12 protein-coding genes are annotated in these 13,972 nt (G+C 36.4%); 2 read left to right on the top strand and 10 right to left on the bottom strand.

Translation table 11 applies throughout. The features are described 5' to 3' along the window. Window positions 1-18 precede the first annotated feature (18 nt). The 10 genes from ACKI3H_RS02350 to ACKI3H_RS02305 form a co-directional block, all read right to left on the bottom strand. Complete coding sequence (locus ACKI3H_RS02350; protein WP_407370687.1) at window positions 19-972, bottom strand: glycosyltransferase family 2 protein; 954 nt, start codon at window positions 970-972, stop codon at window positions 19-21. A 126-nt stretch (window positions 973-1,098) separates the two neighbouring features. After that, a complete protein-coding gene (nadE, locus tag ACKI3H_RS02345) occupies window positions 1,099-1,926 on the bottom strand; it encodes an ammonia-dependent NAD(+) synthetase (RefSeq protein WP_407370686.1) in 828 nt (275 codons plus the stop codon). 128 nt (window positions 1,927-2,054) lie between these two features. Then, a complete protein-coding gene (locus ACKI3H_RS02340; protein ID WP_407370685.1) occupies window positions 2,055-3,533 on the bottom strand; it encodes a nicotinate phosphoribosyltransferase in 1,479 nt (492 codons plus the stop codon). Between the two features lie 80 nt (window positions 3,534-3,613). Continuing rightward, the gene (locus ACKI3H_RS02335; RefSeq protein WP_407370684.1) at window positions 3,614-5,035 is read right to left on the bottom strand and encodes a glycosyl hydrolase family 28-related protein; all 1,422 of its coding nucleotides are present in this window, start codon (window positions 5,033-5,035) and stop codon (window positions 3,614-3,616) included. A gap of 32 nt (window positions 5,036-5,067) precedes the next feature. After that, the gene (locus ACKI3H_RS02330; RefSeq protein WP_407370683.1) at window positions 5,068-5,520 is read right to left on the bottom strand and encodes a SprT family protein; all 453 of its coding nucleotides are present in this window, start codon (window positions 5,518-5,520) and stop codon (window positions 5,068-5,070) included. Window positions 5,521-5,695: 175 nt separating this feature from the next. Next, window positions 5,696-7,873 (bottom strand): Tex family protein, encoded by a 2,178-nt coding sequence (locus tag ACKI3H_RS02325; RefSeq protein WP_407370682.1) that lies wholly within the window; start codon window positions 7,871-7,873, stop codon window positions 5,696-5,698. A 155-nt stretch (window positions 7,874-8,028) separates the two neighbouring features. Further along, window positions 8,029-8,865: a metallophosphoesterase gene (locus tag ACKI3H_RS02320; RefSeq protein ID WP_407370681.1), complete on the bottom strand. Its 837-nt coding sequence runs from the start codon at window positions 8,863-8,865 to the stop codon at window positions 8,029-8,031. Window positions 8,866-8,932: 67 nt separating this feature from the next. Continuing rightward, a complete protein-coding gene (locus tag ACKI3H_RS02315; protein ID WP_407370680.1) occupies window positions 8,933-10,450 on the bottom strand; it encodes an ABC transporter permease/substrate-binding protein in 1,518 nt (505 codons plus the stop codon). 1 nt (window position 10,451) lies between these two features. Beyond that, window positions 10,452-11,429, bottom strand: coding sequence for an ABC transporter ATP-binding protein (locus ACKI3H_RS02310; protein WP_407370679.1), 978 nt, complete (start codon window positions 11,427-11,429; stop codon window positions 10,452-10,454). Window positions 11,430-11,466: 37 nt separating this feature from the next. Beyond that, window positions 11,467-12,201, bottom strand: a complete 735-nt coding sequence (locus ACKI3H_RS02305) for a metallophosphoesterase (RefSeq protein ID WP_407370678.1) — start codon at window positions 12,199-12,201, stop codon at window positions 11,467-11,469. A gap of 193 nt (window positions 12,202-12,394) precedes the next feature. Between ACKI3H_RS02305 and ACKI3H_RS02300 the strand changes: the two genes are divergently transcribed. Together ACKI3H_RS02300 and ACKI3H_RS02295 are read left to right on the top strand one after the other, a co-directional pair. Then, the gene (locus ACKI3H_RS02300) at window positions 12,395-13,258 is read left to right on the top strand and encodes an efflux RND transporter periplasmic adaptor subunit (protein WP_407370677.1); all 864 of its coding nucleotides are present in this window, start codon (window positions 12,395-12,397) and stop codon (window positions 13,256-13,258) included. Window positions 13,259-13,272: 14 nt separating this feature from the next. Further along, the gene (locus ACKI3H_RS02295; RefSeq protein WP_407370676.1) at window positions 13,273-13,962 is read left to right on the top strand and encodes an ABC transporter ATP-binding protein; all 690 of its coding nucleotides are present in this window, start codon (window positions 13,273-13,275) and stop codon (window positions 13,960-13,962) included. Window positions 13,963-13,972: the final 10 nt, after the last annotated feature.

Below are 13,972 nucleotides of genomic sequence, written 5' to 3'. Positions count from 1 at the left end.
AAAAAGATTCTTGAGTTGTTAGTCCTTTTTTTTATCACTATCGGTTTCTTTCAAAATATAAATCGGTCTTTTCTTTGATTCCAAATAGGTTTTCCCTAAATATTTCCCTACTATTCCTAAACAAAAAAGCTGCAATCCACCAATAGCTAATATAATGGTAACTAAAGAAGGCCATCCGGCCGTTGGATCATCAAATAAAACCGTTCGGATGACAATCACGATCATAAAGAAAAGGGAAATTAAAAAAGAAAATAATCCTACAAAAGAGGCTATAGCCAATGGAATATCGGAAAAATCAACAATTGCATCCAGCGAATATTTAAATAAAGACCATAATGACCAAGACGTTTTTCCGGCAGCACGCTCTTTGTTTTCATACTCTAAATAAGTTGTATCAAATCCTACCCAGCTAAAAATGCCTTTTGAAAAACGGTTAACTTCCGTCATAGAAAGAATGGCCTCGACCATCTGACGAGTCATCAATCTGTAATCACGCGCTCCATCTACAAATTCAACTGCTGAAATACGGTTCATAAGCCGATAAAATTCTTTGGCTAAAAATGACCGGATAGCCGGCTCACCTTTTCGACTTACCCTTCTTGTCCCTACACAATCATACTTTTCCTGTCGTATAAGATGAAGCATCTGAGGCAATAGTTCCGGAGGATCTTGCAAATCAACATCCATTACAGCTATGTACTCTCCCGTAGCATGTTCCAATCCTGCAAATAATGCTGCTTCTTTTCCAAAATTTCGTGAAAAGGATAAGTATCGGATAGCATCAGGGTATTTTAATGCCATTTCTCTCAAAACCGTTAATGTCTGGTCTTTCGAACCGTCGTTAACAAAAATATATTCAATACTTATATTGGCTAAAATTGGCCGAATCTTTTCAACTGCAGCAAAAAAAAGGGGGATCGTTTGCTCCTCATTGTAACAAGGGACTACAAGTGACAATTTTTCTAGTTCCACTACTCTCACCTCTTTACCTAATTTTGAACAATCATACATGAATGACAGGTTGTCTATAACAGAAAAAAGCTGGAATAAATTTCCCAGCCTTTGAGTGTCTTCTAACTCCATCTATTCCTAAATTTTTTATTTCCAAAAATCATCAAAAATAGTAATTGGAAGGTGACGTTTGTGTTCTGTTTTCATATACCAGTTTTCAATTTTCTGTGCTGCTTCTTCAGGTACATCTTTACCCTCTAAGTAGTCATCAATTTGATCGTAAGTGACTCCCAGAGCTTTCTCATCTGGTAAAGAAGGTTTATTTTCTTCTAAATCAGCAGTTGGAATTTTTTTGTATAGATGTTCAGGTGCCCCTAGTTCTTTTAGTAACGCTTTTCCCTGACGTTTATTTAATCTAAAGATAGGATTGATATCAGTACCGCCATCTCCAAATTTTGTATAAAATCCCGTAACCGATTCTGCAGAATGATCCGTACCTACTACTGCTCCATTATGACTTCCAGCTATCGCATATTGAATGATCATCCGTTGACGAGCTTTGATATTTCCTTTTACAAAATCACTCACGGATGTCCCGCTATCTTCTAGCGTTTTTACTGTTGCATCTACTCCAGGCTTGACATTCACTTTAACTACTTTGTCCGCTTCGATAAAGGCTATTGCATCCATAGCGTCTTTTTCGTCTGCTTGTTCGCCATAAGGAAGTCGTACAGCAATAAATTGATAGCTGCTGTCTCCAGTCTCCTCGCGCAATTCAGTCATAGCCAACTGGCTTAATTTCCCAACTAATGTAGAATCTTGTCCTCCACTAATACCTAATACTAGCGTTTTTAAAAATGAGTGTTTCTTCAAATATTCTTTTAGAAAATCCACGCTTTTTCGCAATTCAACTTTTGGATCAATAGATGGAAGAACACGCATTTCTTCAATAATTTGTTTTTTTAAATCTGACATAACTGTAGCCTCTTCTCTTTGATTAATTGTTAAACGTAGTATAGCATAGTTCTTTTTACGACTCTAATATTTCTAATTTCAAAAAAAAGAATCAGTTACTGATTCTTTTTTTGTTAGCTATTTTACTATTAGATAATTGGTTTTTTTGACAACATATTCACGTCATCACGCGCTTTTTCAATGGACTTGATTTTATGGTGATACGCTGATTGTGATAGATCTACTGGATAGGCTTCTGGATTCAAGCTGCGTTTGTATTCTTCCCAAAGCATCCCTAAACTAACTTCAGCATACGTTTTAATTTCCGTTAATTTTGGCAAATCATACACTAGTTCTCCATCTACAAAAATTTCTTTCAGCAGAGGTCTAGCACTAAAATTCGTTACGGTTTTATTAATGTATGTGTGCACTGGATGGAACATAAACAACTCTTCTTTTTGGTCGGGTCTTTCTTCCCAAAGAGTGATGTAATCGCCTTCTGACTTTCCATCATCATTCTTAGTGATACGCCATACTTGTTTTTTACCAGGCGTTGAAACTTTTTCAGCATTACTGGAAAGTTTTAACGTATCTACCATATTGCCTTGTTCGTCTTCAATAGAAACCAGTTTGTAAACCGCTCCTAGAGCAGGTTGATCATAAGCCGTGATCAATTTTGTCCCTACACCCCAAACATCAATCCGAGCACCTTGCATTTTTAAATTTAAAATTGTTTTTTCATCTAAATCATTTGATGCATATATTTTTGCTTCTGTAAATCCAGCATCATCCAGTTGTTGACGTACTTTTTTTGAAATGTATGCCATGTCTCCACTATCAATACGCACACCTAAAAAATTGATCTTCTCACCAAGTTCTCTTGCAACTCGTATAGCATTCGGCACACCCGATTTCAATGTGTCATAAGTATCAACGAGAAAAACGCAATCTTTATGTGTTGTAGCATAAGCTATAAATGCATCATAATCATTTCGGTAAACTTGTACTAATGAGTGTGCATGCGTTCCACTAACTGGTATATCAAATATTTTTCCTGCACGTGTATTACTAGTAGCGTCGCATCCTCCAATAAAAGCAGCTCTTGTGCCCCAGATAGCTGCATCCATTTCCTGTGCTCTTCGTGTACCAAATTCTAAAACGGGCTCATCTTTTACAATTGATTTGATATTAGATGCTTTTGTTGCAATTAAGGTCTGATAATTCAAAACATTTAAAATAGCTGTTTCAACTAGTTGACAATCTGCTAAAGGACCTTCTACTTGAATAATCGGTTCTCCTGCAAAAACAACTTCTCCTTCAACCATCGAACGAATTGTTCCTTTGAATTTAAAATCTTTTAAATAATCCAAAAATCCTTCTGGGTACGTGTTTAAACTTCTTAAGTAATCAATGTCACTTTGTGTAAACTTTAATTTCTGAATGTATTGTACAATGCGCTCTAATCCAGCAAAAACAGCATACCCGCTATTAAAAGGGTTGCTTCTAAAATAGGATTCAAAAACCGCATGTGCATCTGCCTTTCCGAGCTCCCAATACGTTTTCATCATATTGATTTGGTATAGATCCGTGTGTAATGCCCAACTGTCATCTGGATATATCGTATTCATTACTCTTCCCCTAACTCTCATTTTTTCCTTTTTATCATACCATAAAAACTTGAAAAAAAAGATGGTTTCAACATTTTATCTCATTCATTTCCTTCATCTATATATACTTTTCCGGTTTCTTTCCCGAGACGAATAGGTTTTCTAGCTCCTTCATAATTTTTTAATCGTATTTCTTTGATGGCCACTTCTCCTGCACGGTATTGAGCAGATAAAGCAATTTTATCTAAACGATTTTCAGGTTTTGTTATTGCGAAAAAATGATGAATCGCTACTTTTTGATAAGCTGATATCACTAGCGCTCTTGGGGTCGAGGCTGTATACAACTTTGTCAATTGAGGGTAGCAAGCTGCAAGAAAGGTTGCCCGTATGCCAAATGCTGACATAGAATACGCCTCATCTGCTTGGTGGTGACCAATGTGTCTAAAATTGTATGAACGATTATCGTGATCCGAAAAATGGCCAACAATTTGGATATCGGAGGCTGCAGAGCTTGTTTCATGCGCTTTTATTTCGACTCCTCCAAAACAAAAAGCCGTATGGTTATTCGTCAAGGTAACATGTTGCGAGCCATCATCTATTTCAATTCCATTGGAGTTTGAATAGCCATTTTTATGAGCACGACCACTAGGATGATGAGCATAAGAGTTAGAGATGAATATATAATCACTATGGTGAGTCGTTATCCCATCATCGCCAAAACCACTGGCTTCAACTTGGTCTATCCAGATATACTGACTGCCACCTCTTGCTCTAAGACCATCTCCAAGATAATTGTACACTGGAGATGTGATATCAATGCCATGCAGTCCTGGATCGCTGATTTTCACATTGCGAACTAGAGCGTACTTAACGTGCGCTAAGGTAATGGCACTGGAAAAAGTCCCACCACTAGCTGTCTTTTCATGCCCCTTCAACCTTGCAACATTCCAGTCTAAACTCATTCCTTCAATACGAATGTGATGATCTCCGTTTAAATAGTGTTTATTCGTGATCAATCTTGACTTTTTTGGAGCAGCTTTATGCAAAATAAGAATTGTCTCGTTCATGCCACTTCCGACTAATTCTGTAAAAGATGGAATCTCGATTCCTCTAACGACATATCTACCTGGTGGTACAAGGACACGTCTATACCCAGAGGAAAGTGCTTTTTTAAACGCTCTTGTACAATCTGTTTTACCGTCTCCGATTGCACCATAATCACTCACAGAAACAGTCGTTACTTTCTTTTCCAACCAAGTCATTTCATAGTCTAATACTACTTTCCAAAGTGGAGATACTTTTCCATCATGATTGACCAATACTGGTCGTTCTGTGGTAAAGTCAGTCTTGTTTCTACTTGGTCCATTTATCATAAGTCTACTCGTTTTAGGAGCAGCTAATTTACCAGATAGCGTACGAAACAAGTCTTCTGTTTGCTGTATTGCTGTTTGTTTTTGCATTGGACTTTCGTACATTGGAAAAATAGCCGTTAATTTTTGCTGGATCACTTGCTCTTGATTCATTCTCTTCCCTCCTAGAGTCTGCTCATTTCCTATCAAATCTCAATGTACACTAATTTACCTCTACATTGACCACAAACGTATTTTTGTGTATTGACTTTGCGCTGTCGATAAATGACTTGAGAACATCCTTGGCATTTGTAAAGTAGTCTTTTCTTTACTGGTTGAGGTTTACTTAACGATTTTACAAATCTCGATCCACCAACAGCTGTTAATAATTGTTTGAATTCTTTGTCTTTATGTTGAAAACCACCACCTGATAAATGCAGATGGTAATGACACAATTCATGTTTGATTACTCCTAAAAATTCTTCCACTCCAAAAGCTTCTAGAATCTTTGGATTAAAATCTAGATTATGGGATTTCAGATGATAGCGTCCTCCGGTTGTACGCAAACGAGAGTTAAATGCTGCTTCATGTTGAAAAGGTAACCCAAAAAAATCGCGTGAGGTCTTTTCAACTAAGGTTTGTAGTTCCGCTTGATTCATAACTTACTCTTCCTTTTCCAAACTCAATTTCCATTCAATTCCTAATCGAATTACTCATAATTTATTTTACAAGTTTATAGGTTGTCTCACAACTAAAAGCCGTTACGAAAAAGAGGATGGGACAAAAATCCCACCCTCTTTTCTATATACAACTATTTATGCTAAAATAACTCACTTATTCTTTTGGTTTCAACATTGTTAAGGCGATTCGACCTTTTTTCAGATCTACACTATCAACCCAAACCGTCACAACATCGCCTACTGAAACAACATTTGTTGGATGTTGAATGTAGCCCTTGCTTAATTTAGAAATATGAACCATGCCATCTTGCTTGACTCCGATATCTACAAATGCCCCAAAATCAACCACATTTCTAACCGTTCCTTCTAATTCCATGCCTGGTATTAAATCTTCCATACTTAAAACATCTGTCCGCAATAATGGAGCTGATAGTTCATCTCTTAGGTCACGGCCAGGTTTTGACAATGCCTGTAGCATATCTTTTACAGTTTCCTTACCTAAACCAACTTGGTCAGCCAATACTACTATGTCCATTTTCTCCAAAACTTTCTTGGCTTCTAGACTCCCAACATCTGATAAGGTTAATCCAGCTAATTCTAATATTTGTTTTGCCTCTTTATAAGTTTCTGGATGGATGCCTGTATTATCTAAGACATTTTTTCCGTCAATAATGCGTAAGAATCCTACAGCTTGTTCATACGCTTTAGGGCCCAAACGAGCTACTTTTTTCAATTGAGCACGACTTTCAAAGCGACCATTCTCTTCACGATAAACCACAACATTGGTAGCAGTGGTCTTATTCAATCCAGCAACATGTTGCAATAAAGGCGCACTTGCCGTGTTTACATTTACACCCACTTGGTTAACCGCCGTTTCTACGACAAAATCTAAGCGTTCTTCCAAGCGTTTTTGTGAGACATCATGTTGGTATTGACCAACACCAACTGATTTAGGATCAATTTTTACAAGTTCAGCTAAAGGATCTTGTAATCTGCGGGCAATGCTAACCGCACTTCTTTGTTCAACTTGCAGATCAGGAAACTCTTCGCGAGCTATCTTACTTGCTGAATAAACAGATGCACCTGCTTCATTTACAATTACATAGAAAACTTGTCGTTCCATTTCTTTTAAGTTTTCCGAAACAAACGTTTCTGATTCACGACTAGCTGTTCCATTTCCAATTGCGATCATTTCAACTAGATGCGTTTCAACTAATTGTTTGAATTTAATTGCTGCTTCAGCACGAGCAGCTGCACCCGCTGGTTTATGTGGATAAATCACATCAATCGCCAGCACTTTACCTGTAGGATCAATAACTGCCAGTTTACATCCTGTACGGTAAGCCGGATCTAACCCTAAAACAATTTTACCTTTTAATGGAGCTTGTAATAATAAATTACGTAGATTTTCTCCAAAAATATGAATAGCTTGTTCTCCAGCCTTTTCGGTTAATTCTGCACGGATCTCACGTTCAATAGATGGTCCGATGAACCGTTTATAACTATCTTCAAAAGCCGCTTGTATAAAAGGAACCGCAGTAGAAGTAGACTGCTCAATTAATTGTTTTTCCAAATACTCATGAATTTTTTGTTCGTTCAAATCAAAAGAAACTTTTAAGATATCTTCTTTTTCTCCACGATTCATTGCTAAAATACGATGAGATGCAACTTTTGTCAACGGTTCACTGTACTCATAGTACATTTCAAAAGTTCCTTTTTCATCTTTTTCAGCATTTTTAACTTTAGCTGTGATTGCACCATTTTTAGAACTGAATTCTCGAATCCAAGTTCTGTACGTTGGTTCATCCCCAATTCGTTCAGCAAGAATTTCGTGTGCTCCAGTTAATGCCTCTTCTCCTGTAGCAATTTTGTGTTCTTCATTGATGTATTTTTCAGCTTCCACTTGTACATCGGTCGTTGGAAATGACAGCAACCATTGCGCTAGAGGTTCTAAGCCACTCTCTTTAGCTATCGTGGCTTTTGTCCGTCGTTTTTGTTTGAATGGACGATACAAGTCTTCCACCAACTGCATTTTTGTCGCTTTTTTGATTTTACCTTCAAGTTCTGGTGTTAATTTTTCTTGTTCTCCAATGCTTCTTAATACATCATTTTTACGTTTTTCTAAATTTGTTAAATATTGATGACGCTCTTCTATTTCTCGTATTTGGACTTCATCCAGCGTACCAGTCATTTCTTTTCGGTATCGAGCTATAAATGGGACTGTATTCCCTTCAGCCAATAGATCTAAGACTGTTGTTAATTGCTTTTTAGAGTAGCTTTTTAATTCATTTTTCAATAAATCTAGTACAATTGACTCGTTTGTTTCCATCATGTATTTCTTCCTCTCTCGTTCCACTTTACTTAACTATTTTACCATAAACATAAGTGCCTAACCAAACTCCTCTTAAATACCTCCGTAATTTATTAACCACACAAAAAAGTATGCAAAAAGAGTTTAACCTTTTTGCATACTTAGCTCGCTTTTAGTTAGTTCGTTTTTTCTGGCAACTGAAACGTTAGTAATGCATTCACTACTTCTGCTTCCGGATCTTTGGTCAGCCAATGTTTCGATCCGCCCAAACAAGCACAAATATAATTCACTTGGTTCTCTACCAATGTTTTTCTAAAATGGACATGACCCATAATACTATAAGCAATTGGGTAGTCTTGATACAATTTTTCGTAAGATGAGCTCCCTAGAAAAGCATTAAAATAATCATAAATTTTATGCGGCAATGGTACAACAAATTTCGGATGAGTAACAACATGAGTCATCAAAATAACTTTTCGCTTTCCAACAGATTGAAGATCTGCTTCCAACTTATTTAACATCCATTGGGCAACTTGTTTGTTTCCTTTCTCCCAATGGACATAACGTTTATCTTGCCATACACCAACTCTCAATTTCATATCATCGAATTCTGACTTAGTGTATTTTTTCTGATCTGCATAACCGTAATCATACCAACCTCCATTCCCAACAACAGCCCATTCATCATTCAATATATACGGTGTATTCAATAAACTATTGGGTTGTTTCTCAAAAAAATGGTAGATTTTTTTTGTATCTGTTTCTCCATTTCTTAATGACCAAAAGTCATGATTACCTGGGACAAATAAAATGGGAATACCACTTTTGTCTGTGACTTCATCTACAAAATGTTGAGATACTAGATAATCGCTACTAATATCCCCAGCAATTAATAGGACATCGATGTTTTGGTGGTTAATTTGTTTAACCATAATATTCGCAAACGTTTCTATTCCATTTAATTTTTTCTTATTGGTATCAATGTGTAGGTCTGATAGTACACCAATTTTCATAACGATCTCCTTTATTGCATCTTGTATAACACTATTTAAGTTTTCTTCTTATCTATATAAATCCTTTTTAGTCATTTAGTAGGCCTTTTTCAGTTAAAAATTTTAGTGCAACCTCACTTGCACTAACTCCAGTCACATTTACAGCATAGTTCATTTCTCTCATTTCAGCATCCGTAATTTTTCCAGCTAACTGATCTAAACTATCTTCAATTTCCGGAAATTCCTCTAGCGTTTCGTTCAATAGTAACGGAGCTCCTTGGTACGGTGGAAATAATCCACGATCGTCTTCCAAAACAACTAGATCATATTGAGCAAGTTCGCTGTCTGTTGAATACGCATCTACTAAATTAATGTCACCTGTCTCAATAGCTGAATAGCGAAGTTTTGGTTCCATTGTTTGGACATCACCAAAAGTTAGTCCATATAAATCTTGTATCCCAAGGTATCCATCTTGCCGATCAGAAAATTCTAAAGTGAAGCCTGCTTTAATTTCATCTGCTATCGGAATCAAATCTGAAATGGTTTCAAGCTGATATTCTTCTGCTAGTTCTGAAGTAACCGCAAGCGTATACGTATTATTAAATGCCATAGGTTCCAATAAAGACATATTATACTGATCTGCTAAACCATCTCTAGCTTGTTGGTAAACATCTTGCTCATTTGTTGAAGTCAATTCTTCGTTTAAAAATGTTGCCAGAATTGTTCCTGTATATTCTGTGTAAATATCAATATCTCCTGATTCTAATGCATTGAACACAAAAGTGGTTTTTCCCATATTTGGCTCTAACGTGACAGCTACATCTGTTTCGTCTTCAATCAAGTATTTATACATATTCATAATAATTTCAGGTTCTGCGCCTAATTTCCCGGCAATAACCAGTTCTTCTTTGTCTTTCATTAAAAATGGTGCAATCAGTAATCCCAAAATAATAACACTGAGTATTCCTAATGTAATCACCGTTTTCTTAAACGAAATTTTTTCAAATATGCTTAATAAATAATCAAAGAAAATTGCTAACAATGCCGCTGGAATTGCTCCTAATAAAATCAAATAATTATTTCCGCGATCGATCCCTAATAAAATAAGGCTACCTAATCCACCGGCTCCAATTAAAGCCGCAATTGTTCCAGTCCCAATAATCAACACCATTGCATTACGGATTCCTGCCATAATGATCGGCATAGCAAGCGGAATCTGCACTTTAGTAAGCTTCCTCCATCGATTCATTCCCATAGCATCTGCTGCTTCATTTAACGACGGATCTACTTCCATTATTCCAGTGTAGGCATTTCTTAGAATAGGTAATAACGCGTAGAGAACCAATGCTATTATAGCAGGTACGGATCCTATTCCTACTAAGGGAATCATTAATCCTAAAAGGGCAAGAGATGGAATGGTTTGAAAAATAGACGTAATTTGTATCATAACCGTTGCTGATTTTTTATGCTTAGTTAAGTAAATAGCTAGTGGAATCGCTATAATCACCGCTATAAATAATGAAATAAAGGACAGTTGCATATGTTCAATCAACGCTGTTAATAAATCACTTTTTCGTTCTTGAAATGTAGCTATAAATTCATTCACTCTATACCACCACACTTTCTTGTTCACGTTGAATTTCATGTGCCAAATAATTCAGCAATTGCTGTTTTGTAATTTTCCCTATTTTTTGGCCGTTACTTTCTTTAATGACTACAAATTCTTCTTTAGCTAAAACGACAACCAATGCATCAATCGTATCTTCAGGAGTTAGATAAGACTCGCTATCTTCAACTTCACTGAGTCCTAGTTGTCCAGTTTCTATCAGTTGTTGAATTGTTGGCGTTTCTTTCATCTCACTAATACCCATTTGTAAGAAGTTCCGAACAAAATCATTTTTTGGGTGTTTTCGAATGTCATCTGGCGTTCCTATTTGTTCTATTTTCCCATTATTCATTAAACAAATGCGGTCTCCTAAAGCTAATGCTTCTTGCATATCATGCGTTACAAAAACAATTGTCTTGTTCAATTTTTTTTGCAACTTAGCTACATCTCTTTGTAGATTACGTTTACTAATAGGGTCTAAAGCACTAAAAGGTTCATCCATTAAAATAATATCAGGATTAGCTGCTAAAGCTCTAATCACACCAATTCTTTGTTGTTCTCCTCCTGAAAGTTCAGAGGTTTTACGATTTCGATATGCTTCTGGTTCTAGACCGACACTTTCAAGAAGCTCTGTCACTCTATTTTTCATATCATCTTTAGACCATTTTTTCATTTCTGGTACAATCGTAATATTTTCTTCAACCGTCATATTTGGAAATAGAGCTATTTGTTGCAATACGTATCCAATATTCCAACGCAACTCTTGCAAATTATAATCACTGATTGGTTTACCATCAATGCGAATAAAACCTGACGTTAATGAAATCAATCGATTGATCATTTTTAATGTTGTTGTTTTCCCACTGCCGCTGGGTCCAATAAACACAAAAAATTCCCCATCTTTTATTTCTAAATTGATATTTGATACAACTGGTTTACCTTTTTCATATTCTTTAGAAACATTTTCAAAAAGTATCATCTTCTCTCTCCTTTAAACCCCATTTTTTAGTCTACAATTACGTCAATCCATCCCAAACATAACCCTTATTGTCTAGTTTAATATCTCTAACTAACTCTTTTTCATTAAATAGTACTCCATGAAGCGCACCACCGTATACTGCACCTCCATCTATCCCTATCTTATTATCCTTTATCCATAAATCCGTTGTTTGATTGTCTCCATATAAAAATGGCGTAATCGTATGGCCAAATACAATGATTTTTCCAGTAGTATTTTTCATTTCATGAAAGGCCTCTCGAATCCAGACATAATCTTCACTAGATGTTTGATGCCAATCACGCTTTGATAAGTCAACACCTGCATGAACAAATAAAAAATGTCCCCATTCATAATAAAGAGGCAATGATTCAAGGAATGGTTGCAAGGTAGGATACCGACTAGTTAAAAACATCACGATTTCTGTAGGCGAATACTCCGCATCTAACCCCGGATGCAAGAACGTTTCAAGAGTTTTCATCCCACCGTTCAAACAATACAACTCATAATTCTGTTCAGGATGTTTCAAAAAAGCTAATAACATGTCTTCATGATTTCCTTTTAAGTAAATGGCATTTTTCTTTTCTACAAGTGACTGCGCTAATAAGAAACAATCTTTTGGATTTTCTCCACGATCTCCTAAATCACCAATCAAAAGCAACTGCTGTGTTTCTTCATTCCAGTTTGTTAGCATTTGTTTGAACAGTGTAATTTGACCATGAACATCTCCAATTGCAAATAGTTCTTTTTTCATCATCCAACACCTCATTAGGTCTTTTTAATATTATACCAGTTGTTAGATTATTTTTATAAAATAATGGTTTACCCTCTTTTTCTATATAAGCCATTAATCTAGACTATAAAAATAATAATCCTTATAATAATCCTTATAAATGAACAAGTGATGAGCAATACAAATTACATTATTGAGGAGATGACATCTGGCTATGAATTGGAAAAAAGGACTTGGAATAGTTGCGTCAATCGCGGTCTTAGCATTTATCATTTACAGTGTTGCGGAAACCAATACAACAGAGGAAACGATAAGGGTACAAACAGCAAAAGTAACACAAGAAACAATTGAAGAACGATTAAACACCACTGGATTAATTGAATCTGCTCAGACTCAATCTATCTTTGGCCAAGGTATGGTCCAAGAGGTCTTTGTAAGTGTTGGAGACGCTGTTGAGGAGGGTGATGTACTCATCTCGTATAGCAATGGAACAAATCAAACAGCTGAATTCAGCGGAACCGTGACATCCGTTAATGCACGAGACAACCAAGTTGATCTTAGCAGTCAAAGTGGTGACCCAGCTATTTCGTTAGCTAATTTGGCTGATTTACAAGTTGTGGTTGAACTCAGCAAATCAGATGCTCCACATATTAAAGAAGGTCAAGTTGCTCTTTTGACTTCTGGAGAAGATGTATTTAATGGAACTGTCTCTCAGATTGATCCTATTGCCACTACTGTAACCAGTCAAACGGGTACATCTGCTGCTACTTTAAAATCCATTATTTCCTTTGACACACCACCAGAGAATTTATTTGTAGGTTTCGATATTGACGTTGATATCATAACCAATACCGCAGAGAATGTTTTGGTCATTCCTATAGAATCTTTAATGTATGATGAAGACAATAAACCCTACGTTTATGTTGTAGAAAATGGACAATCCATTGCTACAACAATAGAAACAGGTATTCAATCCACTACTCATGTAGAAGTAAAAGATGGATTGTCTATAGATCAGGTCATTGTGTTATCACCAGATGATACGATTCAAGATGGTACCAAAGTGACCATTGACTAGAAAGGAGTTCTACTATGATTCAGGTTAAAGATATCACTAAGACCTATACAACCGGTTCGGAAACTTTGGTAGCTTTGGACTCTATTTCCCTGGAAGTAATGGCTGGTGAATTTACAGCAATAATGGGTCCTAGTGGCTCAGGAAAATCAACTTTAATGAACATACTAGGATTATTAGACCGTTTTGATTCAGGTACTTATATACTGAACGGACAAAATGTCAGCGATTTAAACGACAATGAGAGTGCAAAAGTTCGGAACAAAGAAATTGGTTTTGTCTTTCAATCGTTTAATTTAATGCCTAGAATGTCCATATTAGAAAATGTTGCGTTGCCTTTAGTATATGCTGGTGTAAAGCCAAAAGAAAGAAAAGAACGCGCTTTAGCTGCTTTAGAGCGAGTTGGTTTAAGTAACCGCATTAAGCATAAGCCAAACGAAATTTCTGGAGGTCAAAAACAACGTGTTGCGATTGCTCGAGCAATCGTAAATGCTCCTTCTGTTTTGATGGCGGATGAACCCACTGGAAATCTTGATTCCAAAACGACTGTTGATATCATGCGTATTTTCCAAGAGCTGAACGCTGAAGGAACCACCATTGTGATGGTCACTCATGAACCTGAAGTAGCGTTGTACACTAAACGAATTGTTACATTTAGAGACGGCGCATTAGTAAACGATCAGCTCCAGCAGCAGAAATTAATGTAGAAAGGAATTT

It is taken from the genome of Carnobacterium sp. (genome assembly GCF_045617425.1).
Lineage (GTDB): Bacteria > Bacillota > Bacilli > Lactobacillales > Carnobacteriaceae > Carnobacterium_B.
The sequence above is the reverse complement of the archived record's forward strand: the minus strand, read 5'-3'. Positions and strand labels throughout refer to the sequence as shown.